Raw genomic sequence first — 16,188 nt, forward strand, 5'->3', positions numbered from 1 at the left:
CTCGGCTCAGCCGCCAGTGAACACCTGCCGGGATTGCTCCACACCCCTCCAGGGAGCGAGGAAGGCATCCGCCTCCTTCGCGATGAGCTCCAGGGAGGCGGTCAGCTCGTGGCCGTCATCCACCTCCACCAGCCGGACGTGGCGCTTGCCCTGGGCCCACGCGCGCGAATAGCGCACGTCGCAGGTGTCGTCCTGGCGGCCGTGGATGATGAGGGTGGGCACGCGCACGTCCGGCCAGGGGCCGCGCTTCGCGTCCATGAGCTGGGCCTCCTCCATGATGCCGTGATGCACGCGGGTGCGGCGCTTCTCCGCGTGGTCATCCGTCTCCAGGAAGCCGGTGCGCTTCCACTCCGCCCAGGCGTTGGGACCCAGGCGGCGCTGGAGCTGCTCCACGAAGTGGAACGCGGGGGCCAGCAGCACCAGCGCGCCCACCCGGGCGTCGGCTTCCGCGGTGCGCGCGGCGACGAGCCCGCCCAGGCTGGAGCCGATGACGACGGCGCGGTCGTTGGGGGCGCCCAGCGCGTCCCGCACGGTGTCCAGCATGGCGTGCAGGCCCAGGTGCTCCAGCGACGGCACGCGCAGGTTGAGGCGCTCCACGGAGAGGCCCTGCTTCGCCCAGTGGTTGTCCAGCCAGACGCCCTTGGTGGAGAGGGGGCCGGAGGCGAAGCCGTGCAGGTAGAGCCAGCGGGGACCCGGGGTGGGAGGCGGCGTGTTCATGGGCGCGCACTGTACCCGCGCTAGAAGCGCAGCACGGGGCCGGCGACGATGGTCTGGAGCGGCTTGGCGCACATGGTCACGCTGACGCCCGCGCTGGCGCTGGTGTCGTCCGTGGCCTTGGTGAACTTCACGTCGCAGAACTGGAGGGCGGTGGCGACGGAGATGCCCCACCGGTCGGAGAGCCAGCCGTCCACGCCCAGGCGGAAGGCCATGCTGGTGACGTCGAAGTCCTCGCGGCGCAGCTGGCCCAGGCTGTCCGGGGTGAAGGGCTGCGACCAGCTCTTGGCCAGCCGCGCGCCCACCCACGGCGTCACCGGCTTGTCGCCGAGGAAGCGCAGGCGGGCCTCCAGTCCCACGGCCGTGTAGTCCAACTGCACGCGGCTCATTTCGGCCGGGTTCTTCGCCTCCGCGAACTGCTGGCCCCAGGTCTGGGTGGTCTCGAAGACGACGCCCAGGGACAGGCCGGGCGGGGTCTCCACGGCGAGCCAGGCCTGGAGGGCGGGGCCCTTGGCGCGCCAGTCGCTGAAATGATCCAGGGTGATGCCCGCGCCGAGGGAGGCATAGCCATGCCACCCGTCCGCGCTCGCGGGCCCGGCGGACAGGACGCCCGCCAGGGCCAGCCACTTCCACTTCGTATCCATGCCGCCACTGTATGCCGGACCGGGGGCGAGGCTAGGCTGCCGGACATGTCCGTATCTTTCGAGGTCGCGGCGGCCCAGGTCCGCGACGCGCTCACCGACGCGAGCCGGGGGCTGGTGGAGCGCGAGGCGATGGTGGAGCTGGTGGCGCTGTCGGCGGTGGCGGGCGAGCACCTGCTCGTCGTGGGGCCGCCGGGCACGGCGAAGAGTGAAGCGGTGCGCCGGACGGCGCGCGGCCTGGGCGGGTCCTACTTCGAATACCTGCTGGGGCGCTTCACGGAGCCGTCCGAAATCTTCGGGCCGGTGGACCTGCGCAAGCTGCGCGAGGGGCTGGTGGAGACGGAGACGGCGGGCATGCTGCCGGAGGCGGAGGTGGCCTTCCTGGACGAGGTGTTCCTGGGCTCCACCGCCATCCTCAACACGCTGCTGGGCCTGCTCAACGAGCGCACGTTCCGGCGCGGCCACACGCGCATGCAGTGCCCGCTGCGCGTGTGCGTGGGCGCGTCCAACGCGCTGCCGGAGGACGACGCGCTGGCCGCGTTCGCGGACCGCTTCCTCGCGCGCATCTTCGTGGAGCCGGTGCCGGATCCGCGGCTGGAAGAGCTGTTGGAAGGGGGCGCGTCGCTGTGGGCGGACGCGGCGCCTCGCGTGGCGTCGCTCCAGTCCCTGGACGTGGTGGCGCAGGTGGCGCGGAGCGCGGACCTGGGGCCGGTGCGGCCGCATCTGGCGCAGGCGCTGCGGACGCTGCGGGCCGCGGGCATCGCGCTGTCGGACCGGCGCGCGGTGAAGGTGCAGCGGTTGGTGTCAGCGGCGGCGGCGCTGGCGGGGCGGACGACGCCGGGCGTGGCGGACCTGTGGCCGCTCGTCTACGCGGTGCCCACGAAGGAGGCGCAGGCGCTGGCGCGGGACGTGCTGCGCGACGTGCTGTCCGCGACGGAGAACCCGGCGCTGCCGGCCGCGGCGCTGGAGGCGAGCGCGGGGCCGCTGGCCCGGGCCCGACGCATCGCGCAGGCGGGGCAGGCGCTGCTGGAGGCGCGGCCCCTGGAGGGAGATGTGGACGCGGTGGCCGCGTGGCGGCTCAAGCTGGAGGGCGTGGCGCGCGAGATGGACGCGGGCTTCGCGCCGGAAGCGCTGCCGGAGGCGCTGCGTGCGTTGCGCGGCGCGGTGGCGGCGGCGCTGGAGGACGCGGGCCCTCGCGCGGCGTGAAGCGCGCGGCGGGAGCCAGCGTCACGGTGAGGCAGGGGACTCCACGTACTTCGCGAGCTTCGCGAGGGACATCCGCCAGCCCAGCTCGTTATCGGCGGGCGGCACTCCGGGCGGGAGCCCTTCGTGCGCGGCGTCGATGTCGGTGCCTCCGTCTTGCGCGTCGCTGAGCGTGAACGTGATGCGCATCTCGCCTTGAAGCGTGGGGTCGGAGGTTTCGAACTCGGTGGTTTCGATGACCTGCTCGTCTGGCACGAGCTTCACGAAGCGGCCGTGATGCGTGTCCGTGTGCGCCGTCGTCTTGCCGGTCTCCGTGAGCGTGTCGTAGGTGAGCGAGATGCGGAACGCGCCGCCTTCGCGGGGCTCGAAGACGTGCACGTGGCTGGTCATGCTGTCGGGCACCATCCACGTCGCGACCGCTCGGGCGTCAATGAGGGCGCTGTAGACGCGCGCGCGGGGGGCCTTCACGTGGTAGCGGATCCGGGTCGTGCTCATGCGCGGGGGCTCCTGGGGCTGTACAGCGGAGGTCCGGCGGACTGTCGCGCGTCATGCCCGGCGCGGTCTAGAGTGCCCGGGTGCTCAACGGGCGCAGGTCGCGGGAACAGGGCGTCATGAGGCCTCCAGCGGAACCCACCGTCGCGGGGCTTCCCGTGCGCTGGCGTCCCCGGGACCTGCCCCTGGAGCCCGTGGCCGTGGCCGGCATCGGACCCGTGGCGCTCGCGCTGGCGCACCGTGCTGCGCGGGCGGAGGACGCGGTGCTCGCGTCATGGACCGGTGTGGCGGGGACGGACGTGCTCGTGCTGCTGGGGGCCGCCGCTTCGCTGCCCTGGGTGGATGGCGCGGTGTACCTGGGCCGCGATTCGCTGGCTCCCTCGCTGCTGCTGCCGTGCGCGCTGGAGCCGGAGGTGGCGCCTCCGCTGCTGGAGCGCGCGCTGCTCGCGGGGCAGGGGGATGCGCCGCTCGCGGTGCTGCCCGGGCCCGGCGTGCTCGTCTCCGTGGCGGCGGCCCAGCCTGTTGTCCGCGCTTCGCTGGTGGCGTGGTTGACCGGCGCGGAGGCCGCTTCGTGAACGCGCTGCCTCCCGCGCTGCGCCCCTGGGCGGCGCAGCTGTCCCTGTTTCCGGAGGACCTGGCGCGGCACCTGGGGCCTCACGTGGCCCGGCTGTCGGCGGCGGTCGGGACGCTGCGGCCTCGCGGCGAGGCCGAGGGCGGTGAGCCTCAGGGCTACGATGGCCTCGCTTGCCGGGGGACGTTTGAACGGCTGCTCGTCAGTGAATGGCTCTGGGCCCTGGAGGCACCGGAGGAGCTGGTGCGCCGCGCGGCGTTCGGCGAGCTGTCGTTCCTCAAGCCCGCGTTCCGTCAGCCGCAGGGGGCGCGGCGCACCGTGGTGCTGCTGGACGTGGGGCCGGATCAGCTGGGCCTGCCTCGCATCGCGCACCTCGCGCTGCTGGTGGTGCTCGCGCGTCGCGCCGAGGCCGTGGGCGCGGCGTTCACGTGGGGCGCGCTCCAGACCGAGCCTGCCCGCGCCACCCACGAGGGGCTGAGCGGCACGTCATTGCTCGCGTGGCTCGATGCCCGCTCCCCCGTGCCCGCGTCCCCGGCGCACCTGGCCGCGTGGCGCGAGGCCCTGTCGCTTTCGCGGGCGCCCGAGGACGTGTGGCTCGTGGGCTCCTCGCGCCTGGGGCGGCTGGAGGGCTCGGAGGGGATGTCCCGCGTGGAGGTCTCCGAACCGATGGAGCCCGGCGCGCACCGGCTCTCCGTGGACGTGAGGCCCGCGGCGCGAGTGCCCCACTCGGTGGTGCTGGAGCTTCCGCCTCGGGATGATTGTGTGCGGCTGCTGCGCAATCCCTTCGCCTCCAGTCCAAAGGCTTCCGGGTGGCTGCCGCGCAAGGCCGGCCAGAGGATGGCGAAGTTCTCCTTCTCCGGGGATGGCCGGCGCGTGCTGCTGTTCTCCGGGGATGGCGCCGTGGAGGCCATGGCCGTGCCGCATTCTCCGCGCGCGACCGTGCCCAAGCCCCGGCGCGTCCAGGTGCCGCCCGGGCAGCGCGTGGTCGCCGCAGGGTGGCGCTCCTCGGGGGGATTGCTCGTGCTCGCGCGGGACCGGGACACGTACGTGATGCACGGGCACGTGCGCACGCCGAACGGTTACCGGAAGGCGCGCTACCACGTGGCGGGTGACTTCAACCGGCCGGATACCGCGTCGGACGCGCTCCCGTTGAGCCTCATGAGCTGGGTGGATCCGGGGGGGCGGGAACACCTGTGGGTGAAGAACGAGAAGGAGGCGCTGTTCTCGCTGGCGCCTCTCTCCTTGGAGCGCAGCTCGGAGATCAAGGTGGAGGAGGAGGGGGTCTCCGCGATGGCGGAGGTGGCCGCGCGCCCGGTCTGCGTGGTTCGTCCCCGGGGCGTGGCGGCAGGGCCCGCGTTCGTCATCTCGCGGCTCAGGGTGCTGTGCGAGGAGCCGGAACGCACGGTCCCGCTCAACGCGCGTGGTGGAGATGCGTACTTCGGCTACTCGCCGTCGGGGGCGCATCCGGACGCAGGGCTGCTCGCGGTGCGTGACAAGGGGCTGGAGTGGCGGCTGTTCCTCGACACGGGCGTGTCGGTCGTCGCCGTGCCGGAGGGGCACCGTGTGGTGGGCGTGGTGCAGCCGCCCGCGCCTTCGCTTCCCGGGCTGATCGCGTTGGATCCGGATCATCGCACCTTCCACCTCTTCTCTCGTCAGCCACCCCGGACGCTCGCGATGGCCAGTGGCCCCGTGGTGCAAGCCGCGGCGAGCCACGGGCAGGCGGTGTTGGGATGGCTGACGCAGGCGGGAGAGTTCGTGTTGTGGGACCTGATGGAGCAGGCGGTGTTGTTCCGCTCCCTCCAGGAGGCCACGCCGTGAGCTCCGCGTCCGAAGCCGTGCGTCCTCGCGCTCAGGTGCACCGGGGCACCGTGGTGGTGGCGGCCTGGTGGTTCCACCCGGCGATTGTGGGCGAGGCCGAAGCGCGCCGCCGCGTGCTGGAGGCCTGGAGGCCCGGTGTCACGGTCTGGGCGCTGGAGGGAGGCCACCTGCTGAAGCTGGCCACGCCCCACCCGAGCGCGGTGGAGTCCGCGCCTGGACTGCCGCTGGTGCTGGACTCCGGCGTGCTCACCAGCGCGCCGCTGAGCCCGAAGGAGCGCGAGCGACTGGCGCCGCCCCCGGGGGCCGTCGTGCTGGTGCAGGCGGGCGTTGCCCGGGTGTATGGGCCTGGAGCGCTGCGCCAGGTGGATCCGGGAACATGGCTGGACGTGTCGGCGTGGCGGCGCGTGCGCGTGAAGGGGCTGGGCGCGCCACCCGCGCCGATGAAGACCGCGGTGGAGCCCGTGCCCGCGCCCACGCGAGAGCGGTTCGGGCCCGGGGTGCCCGGGCTCGCGCCCGAAGCGGAGCGCATGCTGGCGCGCATGGAGGGGCGGGAGGTCCCGGCGGTGGAGGCCGAAGGCTTCTTCGCGAGACTGCGGCGGGTCTTCTCGCGGAAGCCCGGCGAAGCAGTGCTGACCGTCCGTCGTGAAGGCCTGTTCACGCGGCTGCGCCGGGCATTCCGCTCGCAGCCAGCAGGCGCGGTGACCGTGCATCGCGAGGGCCTCTTCGCACGAGTGCGCAGTGCCTTCCGAACGGAGGCGCAAGGCGCACCGGGAAGCGCGTTGGCCCCGAGTCGCGCGGGGTGGTTCGAACGTCTGCGGAGCGCGTTCTCGCCGGACACGGCCAATGCCTCCGCCACGGCCACTGGCGCACGGGCCGGTTGGTTCTTACGGCTCCTCGCCGGAATGCGCGGAGATGACCCCGCCAAAGCCTCACAGGGCTCCGGCGCTGGCGAGCCCCAAGGCCCGGGCGCGCTCGAACAGCTCAAGGCGTGGATGCTCCGGAACACGCCCCTCGGAGCGCTCGTGGGGCGGCGCAAGGGAGACTACCTGCGCCACCTCTTCGAGCTCTTCGAACAGGGCGACCTGGACGAAGCCCTGCGCCACGCCATTCCCCTGGGCAAGGCGATGGACGAACGCGCGCGGCTCGCGCTCGGTGTCCCCAGCCCGCGCGAGGAGCTGCGCATCCAACCCCACGGCCGCGGTGGGGCCGCGCAAAGCTTCGGCGGCGGCCCCGCCGTGTTCGATGCGCTGCGCGAGCGCTACCGCGAAACCTTCCGCCGCCTGGAGCGCGAAGGCCGCATCGACGAGGCCGCCTTCGTCCTCGCGGAACTCCTGGACGCGGCCGAAGAGGCCGTGTCCTTCCTGGAGCGCCACGGCCGCTTCCAGCTCGCCGCGGAGCTCGCCGAGGGGCGCAGCCTTCCGCCCGGCCTCGTGGTGCGCCAGTGGTTCCTCGCGAAGGACGTAGGGCGCGCGGTGGCCATCGCACGGCGCTCGGGCGTGTTCGCGGACGCCGTGCTGCGCCTGGAGAAGACCCACCCCGCCGAAGCGCAGGCCCTGCGCCTCTTGTGGGCGGAGTCGCTCGCGGAGGCCGGAGACTGGTCGGGCGCGGTGGACGTCGTGTGGCCGGTGACCTCCGCGCGACACCTCGCGCGCGCCTGGATGGAGCGGGGCATCCAGGCCGGCGGCACGGGGGGCGCGAAGCTCCTGGCGCGCCTGGCTCTCGAGTCCCCGGACGGCCTGGACGCCGCGCGCGAGGCCATCCAGGACCTGCTGTCGGATGAAACCGCCGCGCGCGCCCCGGAGCGCCTGGCCTTCGCCACGGTGCTGCCTCGCTCGGGCGCCTCCGCGGCCCGCGGCGCGCTCCTCGTCCCCACCATCCGCTCACTGATGCGCGACGAGAGGGTGGAGGGGCTCCCCTCCAACGCGCGGCTCCTCCAACAACTCCTCGGCCTCCAGGACCCCGCGTTGACCGCGCTGCGCACGGACATGCCGGCGCCGAAGGTCTCCTCCCAGCAGCCCTGGGCCGAGTCGCCGGACCTGCCTCACGTGCGCGTGTCGATGGACCGCGGCCACGCGGGCGCCCATGCCGTGCATGACGCCGTGGTGCTGCCGGGCCGGCGCGTGTTGCTCGCGCTGGGGGAAGCAGGGGCGCGGCTGGTGGGCCCGGACGGGCGCACGCTCGCGGGCTTCGACGTGCCGGCGTTCTCGCTCGTCCTCTCCGAGCAGGGCAATCGAGCCCTCGCGCTGGCGCGCCGGGGGGACCTGTGGCGCGTGTCGCGGCTGGACCTGGTGGAGCGCCGGGCCACACGCTGGTGCGACGTGGAGCTGGACGCGTGGGCCCCCACCTACGACGGGGAGCGGTGGTTCATCGCCGTGCGCGACACCGTGAGCATGGTGGACACGCTCGCCGCCGAGCCGCGCTCCTTGTGGCGCGTGCCGGAGGTGGGCGGCACCGTGCTCCGCATGGCCGTGGACGCGAAGCACCTCTCCTTCCTCGTCCTGCACCTCACCCCGGAGCAGGAGTTCGAATACCTGGATCGCTGGTGCTACGAGTTGCCGGGCGGCCCCACCTTGCGTGGGCGCTCGAACCTGCCGGCTCCGTGGGGGACGCCGGACGCCCTCGCGCTCACGCCCGACGGTGAGGCGATGGCCGGGCGCGTCGCGGTGCCCGCGGGCGACGAGCCCGGCGTGTGGACCTACGTGGCCCCCATCGTCGCGCGGCGCTACCACCGCCCGGCCCAGCGGGCCGCGGAGCGCGCGGGCGAGGTGCTTTCGCAATCCTGGCGCGTGACCCGCTTCCAGAAGGGCGAACTGCACACCACCGTCCTGCGCACCGTCGCCGACTACGCCCGGGTGACGGTGGAGTTCTCCGGCACTCCGCCCCAGGTCGTGCGCCTCACGGAGGACTGGTGCGCCGTCCACGACCTGCTCGGCCGCGTGGTGTGGCTGGACCTGCGCACCGGCGAGGTCCACCGCGTGCCGGTGGTGTGAACCCTCGCGTCAGGCGCAGCGCAGGTGGCTGGGCACGATGACGATGCTCGCCGTCAGCGCGCAGGCACCGTCGTCCACCTCCAGCACCACGCGCACGCCCTCCACCGTCACCAGCAGCGAGGGATGATCGCTGTGCAGCGCCATCAGCCACGACGACGCCAGCGGCAGCTCCGTGGCCGCCAGCTCCGCGGCGCGCAGGAGATGCACGCGCACCGCGTGGCGGATTGGAGATGGCAGGGCGTGCAGCGCGTAGAGCGACTCGTCCGGCACCCGCAGCGAGTACGGCATGCGCGGCGGTTCGGGAGGGCGCCCGGGCAGCTCCCGCAGCCGCTCCGCCAGGACCCGCACCAGCGCCTCCGGCTGCGGCGGCTTGCGCAGGAAGCCCAACACGCCATGCAGCGGCACGCTCGGCGCACCGCTCGCGGTGGACATCATCATCACCGTCAGGTGCCGCAGCCGCGTGTCCGTGCGCAGCTGCCCGTACAGCTCCCATCCATCCATCCGCGGCAACATCAGGTCCAGGAGGATGAGGTCCGGATGCTGCGCGCGCGGACGATGACGCAGCCAGTCCAACGCCTCCGCGCCATCCGCCACGGACGACACCAGGAAGCCCGCCTCCCGCGCCGCCCGGTCCACACGCTCCCGCCAGGACGGATCATCCTCGACGAGCAGCAGGTGGTGGATGCCCAGGGCCATCCCCGGATTCGACCTGCTTTTCCTCGGATTCTTGAAGCGGCCCTGGGTCCAGCGGGCTCCCCAGCGTCGCCTGCCCGACAGTGGGCCCCGGGGACTGTTTCCCTCCGACGCCTGGCGCCTGACCGCACTTGGGACCGTGCCGCTGTCATCTTGCAGAGAAGCTGTATGTGCACACCCTCTGGCGCGCCCATGGCCTACCGCTGTCAGCTGGAACCCCCGGTGGTGCGCACGCTCACGGCGTGTCCGCCTCCGGTGCGCGAGCAGCTCCAGGCGGAGCTGGGGGCGCTCGCCAGCCGGATGCCGTCGCTTCCGGCTCCGCCCGCGGGGCGCGAGGGGGCGACGGTGCTCGCCTGCGGCTTCCAGGTCCGCTACCGCGTGGAGCCGGACGCGGGGCTCCTGCGGCTGACGGCCCTGTGGCCGCTGGGGCTGGTCCGTTCGCCTTCCTCCTGACACGTCGCCAGACGGTCCTTGTCGCGTCGAGGGCGGGAGCCTAAGTCGGGAGGAGACCTCTTCTCATCCCGGACGCCCCCAGGTCCCTCCGACCCACGAGCCTCGCACCGTGTCCCTGCCCCTGGCCGACTTCCTCTTCCAGTCCCGCGACGTGCTGCAGGACGCATGGCTTCACGAAGCCCCCGGCTCCGGTGACACCTTCATGCACGGGCTGTCCGCGGTGGCGGCCCGCATGGCGAACCCGGACGCGCGCGTGTCCGACGCGCTGGCGCGCGAGCTGTCGCTCCTGGTGCAGGGCTCCGACGGGCACCCCACGACCACCAACTTCCGGCGCCTGCGCGACACGGTGCTGCGGCTGTGGCGCGAGCGGGGAGGCGACGACGCCGCGCAGGTGGAGCGCTTCCACGACGCCGTGGACGCGGTGGAGGCCGCGGCGCTGGAGGCCCATGTCCAGGCGCGGCTGCTCGCCTCGCGCGAGGCGGCGGAGGCGGCGCGCGAGCGGGGCGCTGGCTCGGATACGCCCGGGCCCCAGCGCTGGGAGGACATCTTCGCGCACCTGGGCGTGGGCGTGGCGGTGATGGACGCCGACGACAGCACGTTCGTGGCGGCGAACCCCGCGCTCGCGCGCATGCACGGGCAGCCTCCCGAGTCGCTCAAGGGCATGCGGCTGGAGGAGCTGGTCGCGCCCGAGTCCCGAGGCGCGCTGCCCCGGCACATGGCCGCCGCCAGCTCCAAGCCCTTCCACGAGTACGAAGCGCTGCACCTGCGCCGCGACGGCAGCCGCTTCCCCGCGTTCGTGCACGTGACGTCCCTGCGGGATGCCACGGGCCGCCGCGTGGGCCGCGCCGCCACGGTGCTGGACATCACCCAGCGCCGCCACGGCGAGGCGGAGCGCCAGCGCCTGCTGGCCACCATCGAGGCGGAGCGCGCGCGCCTGGCGGCGGTGTTGGACCAGCTGCCCGCGGGCGTGCTCATCGCGGAGGCGCCCAGCGGCCGGCTGCTGCTCGGCAACCGCGCGCTGGAGTCGCTGCTGGGCCACCCCTTCCGGCCCTCGGCCAACCTGGCGGACTACGAGGCGTCGCACCAGATGTTCACCGCGGACAACCAGCCGCTGCCGGACGACGCGTGGCCCATGGCCCGCGCGCTGCGCACCGGTGAGACGCGCCAGGCGGAGCCGCTCCAGGTGCGCCGGCCGGACGGCACCACCGCGCACCTGTTGGGCTCCAGCGCTCCCGTGCGCGACCGGGACGACCAGATTGTCGCGGGCGTCGTCACCCTGGTGGACGTCACCGAGCGCCGCCGCGCGGAGGATGCGGCGCGCGAGGCGGCGCAGTTCGGCGAGCGGCTCATCGCCATCGTCAGCCACGACCTGCGCAACCCCCTCAACGCCATCCAGCTGTCCGTCACCAAGCTCCTGCACGGCGACGCGCTCCAGGAGCGCGACCGCAAGGCCGTGTCCCGCATCGCACGCTCCGGCGAGCGCATGGCGCGGATGATTTCGGAGCTGCTCGACTTCACCCGCAGCCGGCTGGGCGGCGGCATCCCGATTGAGCGGGTGCCCGGCGACGTGCGCATGGTGGTGCGCCAGGCGGTGGAGGAGCTGGAGGCGGCGTGGCCGGAGCGCTCGCTCACGCTGACCGTGGGGCCGGGGCGCTACGACGGCGCCTGGGACGCGGACCGGCTGCTGCAGGTGGTGAGCAACCTGGGCGGCAACGCGCTCCAGTACAGCCCGCCGGACTCACCCGTGCGCTTCACGCTGTCGGACGCGGACACGAACGTGGTGCTGGAGGTGCACAACGGCGGAGACCCCATCCCGCCGGACCTGCTGCCGCGCCTGTTCGACCCGTTCCGGCGCGGCGCGGGCGGCAACACGCACGGCGGCCTGGGGCTGGGGCTCTACATCGTCGAACAGGTGGTGAAGGGCCACGGGGGCCGCATCGAGGTGCGCTCGCGCGCGTCCGAGGGCACCGTCTTCCGCGTGCTCCTGCCGCGCGAGCATGCGCCGCATCCCGCGACGCCGCCGCACGCTCAGTAGGCGGCGGCTAATTGTGACTGCTGGGAGCGGAACGGCTCCAACGCGCGCATCAGGTCGTCCAGGTCCAGCGGCTTGGGGATGGACGCCCGGATGCCCTGGGGCACGGGGCGGGTGGCGCCCGCGCCCGACACGACGATGACGGGCAGGTTCTTCAGGCGCGGCTCCTTCTGCACGCGCTCCATCAGCTCCCAGCCGCTCATCACCGGCATCATCAGGTCCAGCAGCATCACGTCCGGCAAGGGGCCGCGCCGCAGGCGCTCCCATGCGTGCAGGCCGTTGCCGGCGACCTCCACGGCGAACCCCTCCAGCGTGAGGAATTCCTCGAGCATCTCACGGCTGTCGACATGGTCTTCCACGAGGAGGATGAGGCTTCGCATGGCACCCGGGAGCCTCCCCCCGTCCGGCCCCTGTCGCAAAGTCCTCGTGTCCAGGGAACGTCCAACCCTGGACGGAAGGCCATTGGCAATGTGAAGCCCGCGCCATTGTGGGGGCCTTGGAGGGCAGGTGGCCGGCCAGGCGTTGAAGCCAACCCCCTGAAAAGTGGAGGGGGCCTCCCCCTTCCGGGCGCTGGGGGCGCGGAAGGCGAAGGCCCCACCGGAGACCGTCATCCAGGGGTTGTTCAGCCCCGGTACTGGTGCACGGACATGATGGGGTAGTTCATCGACGAGTAGCTGATGCGCTGCGAGCCGTCCGAGTTCACGTTGTTGGAGCCGATGAACTGGGGCTTGCCGTCCTTCCAGCCCGCGAACATCACCACGTGCTCGCCGCTGCCCACCTTCATGCAGACGACGTCGCCGGGCTTGGCGTCCTTGAGGCTCACGCGCTGGAAGTTCGGGTCGCGGTCCAGGTTCGACTGGAGCGTCATCACGGACGCGCTGTGCTGGCTGTTCTTGATCTGCCCGGCCTGCTCCAGGCACGCGGAGACGAAGTTGGCGCAGTTCACGTTGTTGGGGACCCAGTCCTCCATGTCCGCGCCCACGCCGGTCGTCTCGTACTTCAGCGAACCGGCGTTCTTGCCCAGGTGTGACACCGCGATGTCGTACGGGCTGCCGCCGGGGCCGCGAGTGGCCGGGCCCGCGCCGCCCGTTGGCGCCATCACGTCGCCCGCGCCGCTGTTGCCGCTGGACCCGCTGGACCCGCCGCGCAAGCCCTGGGCGCCGGACTCGAAGCTGTCGCGCGAGCCGGGGATGTTCAGCGTCGTGCCCGCGTAGATGAGGTCCTTGTTGGTGATCTGCGGGTTGGCCTTCATCAGCGAGTCCACGGACGTGCCGTAACGCTGGGCCAGGGCAGAGAGGGTGTCACCGGACTGGATGCGGTAGCTCATGGGAGGCTCCGAGAGGGGAGCAGTGACCCGACCGCGGTCACCGACTGCGATTGTTTCCATTCTCGGTATTCAAGAACCGGGGTTGCGTCCCCCCACCTGCTTTTCACGCCAGGCACGCACATGTGGGCGAGCTGGCGCACCCGAAGTGGAATCCAGGCTGGAGCCGGGCGAGCACCGGCGAATGGGGACCCGGAGCGGGGCCTGGCGCGGTGCGTAATTCCCGGGGGATTTCGCGGCGCGGACCGTCGTGCTTCTGACGGGCGATGCGGCGCGCTTGAACGGGTGGGGGAGGCCCGCGCATGGTGGCGGGGTGACGACCATTGCTCATCCCGACTTCACGGCGGCGCGGTTCGCCAGCTTCCCGGACGCGCGCTTCACCCCGGCACCGGCGGACGGTGTGCTGCCGGAGGGCTTCTTCACGACGACGAACCTGCCCACGTACGTGCGGATGGACGGGCGGTGGCGGATGCCGCGCGAGCCGCGCATGGACGGCGCGCTGGTGCTGGACGCGCAGGGCGAGCTCTGGGTGCGCGAGGGCCGCCGGGTGCGTGCGGGCGAGCGGGTGGTGGTGGGCAAGGCGGAGGACGGCAGCGAGGGCGTCTACGTGAACATGGCCTACCTGTCGGAGGGCGGGGAGGGCGAGTTCAAGTTCATGACGAGCGAGGTCTCGCGCGAGAAGCCCATCGACTACGCGCACATGGCGCGGCTGTTGGTGGAGGAGCGCGAGCGGGGCGGCTATCCCATCTGGGTGACGGGGCCGGCGCTGGTGCACTCGCGGGCGCGGGCGGACATGACGTGGTTCGTGGAGAACGGCTTCGTGGGGGCGCTGCTCGCGGGCAACGCGGTGGCGGTGCACGACATCGAGGCATCCATCTACGGCACGACGCTGGGGATGAGCGGCGCGGGCGAGGCGACGTCGGGCGGGCACGGGCTGCACATGCGCGCCATCAACCGGGTGCGGCAGGCGGGCTCCATCGCGAAGGCGGTGGAGGCGGGCGTCATCACCAACGGCATCATGCACGCGTGCGTGAAGCACGGGGTGCCGTTCGTGCTGACGGGGTCCATCCGGGATGACGGGCCGTTGCCGGACGTGGTGACGGACAACCTGGCGGCGCAGGACGCGATGCGCCGGCACGCGGTGAAGGCGACGATGGCGGTGCTGGTGGCCACGGCGCTGCACGCCATCGCGACGGGGAACATGCTGCCGGCGTTCGTGACGGAGAAGGACGGAAGCCTGCGGGAGCTGCCCACCATCTGCGTGGACTCGTCCGAGTTCGTGGTGAGCAAGCTGAAGGACCGCGGCACGCATCAGGCCTTCGGCGTGGTGACGAACGCGCAGGACTTCATGCACATCCTGCGGCTGTACGTGGAGCGTGAGCTGGCCGCGCGAGGCACGGCGCCGAAGCCGGCCTGAAGCCTTCAGCGCTGACTGAGGGCCGGAGCGGAGACGGCCTTCCAGGTGGCGCTCGACAGCCCGCCCTCGGTGCCGAAGAGGGCGGAGTCTCCGTCGGGGAGCACCGCGTACACGCGAGGGTCGGCCAGCTTCGGCAGGGCGCGCGTCTCCCCCGTGGCCGCGTCGAAGTACGACGCGCCGAGCAGCGTGCCCACCAGCGCCCCACCGGGCACGAGCGCGGCGGAGACGATGGCCGGGGAGGGCAGGCCGGACGCGGTGCGCACGCGCGTCCACTTCGCGCCGTCGAAGTAGTTGAAGCCGTCCTGGCAGGTGCCCGCGACCGCGCGTCCCTGCGAGTCGATGGACAGCGCGGTGATCCAGTTGTCGGTGAGGTCGCGGCCGTCGTGGAAGCGCTGCCACTTCTCACCGTCCCAGCGCGTGAGGCCGCGGTCCTCGCTGCCCATCCACAGGAAGCGGCCCGAGGCTTCGCCGACGGACGGATGCTTGCTCCACTCCTTGGGCAACGGCAGCCGCTTCACCAGCGACAGGGGCGACGTGCCGGGCGTGACCAGGGACGTGCCCCGGCCATCCACCAGCGCGATGCCGTCATCCATCTGGGACACGTTGAGCACGGACAGCTTTCCCAATGCCACGGGGTTGCGAGCCCCGTATGCGATTTGCGTCCACGTCTTCCCGTCATGGAAGCCCAGGCCATACGTGGTCGCGACGTAGAGGTTCGGTCCATCGCTGGTGATGCCCAGCACCTGGTCGCTGGGAAGTGAAGGTGAACGGACGGTCTGCCACCTTCCGTCACCACGCTGGATGCAGATGCCCCGGTCGAACGTGCCCGCCACCAACTGGCCCTGATGCCGGGCGAGTGCGGTGATGTGATTGCCGCACAGTTGCCCGGTGGGCGTGACGCGCTGCCAGCCCTTCTTCCCCTGGAAGAACACGCCAGAGGTCCGCGTGCCCGCCCAGCCATCGCGCAGCACGGTGGCGCCCTTGGGGACGCTCACGGCCTGGAGTGGCACGGACTCCGTCTCCCACGCGTGGACTTCACCGCGGCTGCCCACGATGCGCACGCCCTGCTCCGTCACCGTGAAGGACAGCGGCCCGGTGGGCACGTCGCGCAGCGCGGAGAGCCGGCCGGTGGCGCTGATGGAGAACGCGCCCTCGGTGGTGCCCACGTCCACGCCGTCGCGAGTGTCCGAGATGAAGCGCACCGGCCCTGGCAGCGACCACGCGCGCTCGCTGCCCAGCTCGAACACGCGCCCCTCCGCCGTGCCCGCGAAGCGCGGTGAGAACGCCGTGTACGTGGCGCCCGGCGTAAGCACGGCGGCCAGCGACTCCAGCCGGCTCACGTAGTCCGGAGTGCTCGCGTCGTCGGCGGGAGGCAGCGCCTGCCAGCGCACGTCCAGCACGGGAGTCACCTGGAAGCGCACGTCCAGCGACACGAGCCCTTCATCCGTGGCGACGAAGAGCCGGTCGCCCGTGGACTCCAGCGCGCGGCAGAAGTGGCTGGGCAGCCCGTCCTCCACCGTGAGCACGCGCACCGGACGGCCCGCGGGCGTGAACAGCTCCAGGCCGCCTTCGGTGCACGCGACGACGTGGCCGCCGAACGGCTCCAGGTCGTGCACGGTCTCGGTGTTGGTGACGGTGGCGGCCAGGGTCAGCGCGGTGAGGGTGGAGAGCATCATGCTCCACCCCCATTGCGAACTCCGGGCCAGCCCGGTGTGTCTCCCTGGAGCCACACCCGCGGCGGATCCGCCGACACAGGGGATGGACCGACTGGCTTTGGTCGAGCTCGGGCCGATGATGAGCTACCAGGTCTCCGATGACGACGGGGCCCATCGCTCGTCGA

14 protein-coding genes are annotated in these 16,188 nt (G+C 72.6%); 7 read left to right on the forward strand and 7 right to left on the reverse strand.

Translation table 11 applies throughout. The features are described 5' to 3' along the window. Window positions 1–6: 6 nt before the first annotated feature. Both KYK13_RS01820 and KYK13_RS01825 read right to left on the reverse strand, forming a co-directional pair. The gene (locus KYK13_RS01820; RefSeq protein WP_223641410.1) at window positions 7–717 is read right to left on the reverse strand and encodes a YqiA/YcfP family alpha/beta fold hydrolase; all 711 of its coding nucleotides are present in this window, start codon (window positions 715–717) and stop codon (window positions 7–9) included. Between the two features lie 20 nt (window positions 718–737). After that, window positions 738–1,358, reverse strand: coding sequence for a hypothetical protein (locus KYK13_RS01825; RefSeq protein WP_223641412.1), 621 nt, complete (start codon window positions 1,356–1,358; stop codon window positions 738–740). A 45-nt stretch (window positions 1,359–1,403) separates the two neighbouring features. On the opposite strand from KYK13_RS01825, the gene KYK13_RS01830 reads away from it, so the two are divergent. Next, complete coding sequence (locus KYK13_RS01830; RefSeq protein ID WP_223641414.1) at window positions 1,404–2,561, forward strand: AAA family ATPase; 1,158 nt, start codon at window positions 1,404–1,406, stop codon at window positions 2,559–2,561. Window positions 2,562–2,582: 21 nt separating this feature from the next. Here KYK13_RS01830 and KYK13_RS01835 read toward each other — a convergent pair whose 3' ends face one another. Next, the gene (locus KYK13_RS01835; protein ID WP_223641416.1) at window positions 2,583–3,053 is read right to left on the reverse strand and encodes an SRPBCC family protein; all 471 of its coding nucleotides are present in this window, start codon (window positions 3,051–3,053) and stop codon (window positions 2,583–2,585) included. Between the two features lie 116 nt (window positions 3,054–3,169). Between KYK13_RS01835 and KYK13_RS01840 the strand changes: the two genes are divergently transcribed. Genes KYK13_RS01840 through KYK13_RS01850 form a run of 3 tightly spaced genes read left to right on the forward strand, consistent with a single transcriptional unit; the run spans window position 3,170 to window position 8,429 of the window. Beyond that, window positions 3,170–3,625: a hypothetical protein gene (locus KYK13_RS01840; RefSeq protein WP_223641419.1), complete on the forward strand. Its 456-nt coding sequence runs from the start codon at window positions 3,170–3,172 to the stop codon at window positions 3,623–3,625. Beyond that, window positions 3,622–5,439, forward strand: coding sequence for an LpqB family beta-propeller domain-containing protein (locus KYK13_RS01845; protein WP_223641421.1), 1,818 nt, complete (start codon window positions 3,622–3,624; stop codon window positions 5,437–5,439). The genes KYK13_RS01840 and KYK13_RS01845 overlap by 4 nt, the downstream gene beginning before the upstream one ends. Further along, on the forward strand, window positions 5,436–8,429 hold the full coding sequence (locus tag KYK13_RS01850) for a bpX6 domain-containing protein (protein ID WP_223641423.1): 2,994 nt from the start codon (window positions 5,436–5,438) through the stop codon (window positions 8,427–8,429). Before KYK13_RS01845 ends, KYK13_RS01850 begins: the two co-directional genes overlap by 4 nt. A 9-nt stretch (window positions 8,430–8,438) precedes the next feature. Here KYK13_RS01850 and KYK13_RS38995 read toward each other — a convergent pair whose 3' ends face one another. Further along, window positions 8,439–9,125, reverse strand: coding sequence for a response regulator (locus KYK13_RS38995; protein WP_304504085.1), 687 nt, complete (start codon window positions 9,123–9,125; stop codon window positions 8,439–8,441). Between the two features lie 189 nt (window positions 9,126–9,314). Between KYK13_RS38995 and KYK13_RS01860 the strand changes: the two genes are divergently transcribed. Both KYK13_RS01860 and KYK13_RS01865 read left to right on the forward strand, forming a co-directional pair. Further along, entirely contained in the window at window positions 9,315–9,575 is a 261-nt protein-coding gene (locus tag KYK13_RS01860; RefSeq protein ID WP_223641425.1) for a hypothetical protein, read from the forward strand. 109 nt (window positions 9,576–9,684) lie between these two features. After that, entirely contained in the window at window positions 9,685–11,610 is a 1,926-nt protein-coding gene (locus KYK13_RS01865; protein ID WP_223641427.1) for a PAS domain-containing sensor histidine kinase, read from the forward strand. On the opposite strand, the gene KYK13_RS01870 is transcribed toward KYK13_RS01865, so the two are convergent. Beyond that, window positions 11,604–11,987: a response regulator gene (locus KYK13_RS01870; protein WP_223641429.1), complete on the reverse strand. Its 384-nt coding sequence runs from the start codon at window positions 11,985–11,987 to the stop codon at window positions 11,604–11,606. The genes KYK13_RS01865 and KYK13_RS01870 overlap by 7 nt on opposite strands. Window positions 11,988–12,229: 242 nt before the next feature. After that, on the reverse strand, window positions 12,230–12,934 hold the full coding sequence (locus KYK13_RS01875) for a LysM peptidoglycan-binding domain-containing protein (protein WP_223641431.1): 705 nt from the start codon (window positions 12,932–12,934) through the stop codon (window positions 12,230–12,232). 310 nt (window positions 12,935–13,244) lie between these two features. On the opposite strand from KYK13_RS01875, the gene KYK13_RS01880 reads away from it, so the two are divergent. Then, window positions 13,245–14,348, forward strand: coding sequence for a hypothetical protein (locus KYK13_RS01880; RefSeq protein WP_223641432.1), 1,104 nt, complete (start codon window positions 13,245–13,247; stop codon window positions 14,346–14,348). Window positions 14,349–14,353: 5 nt separating this feature from the next. Here the strand turns inward: KYK13_RS01880 and KYK13_RS01885 are convergent, their stop codons facing one another. Continuing rightward, window positions 14,354–16,024 carry a hypothetical protein gene (locus tag KYK13_RS01885; protein WP_223641435.1) on the reverse strand — a complete coding sequence of 557 codons (1,671 nt, stop codon included), beginning with the start codon at window positions 16,022–16,024 and terminating at the stop codon, window positions 14,354–14,356. Between the last annotated feature and the right edge of the window lie 164 nt (window positions 16,025–16,188).

It is taken from the genome of Corallococcus sp. EGB, from assembly GCF_019968905.1.
In the GTDB taxonomy this organism is placed as follows: Bacteria; Myxococcota; Myxococcia; order Myxococcales; family Myxococcaceae; genus Corallococcus.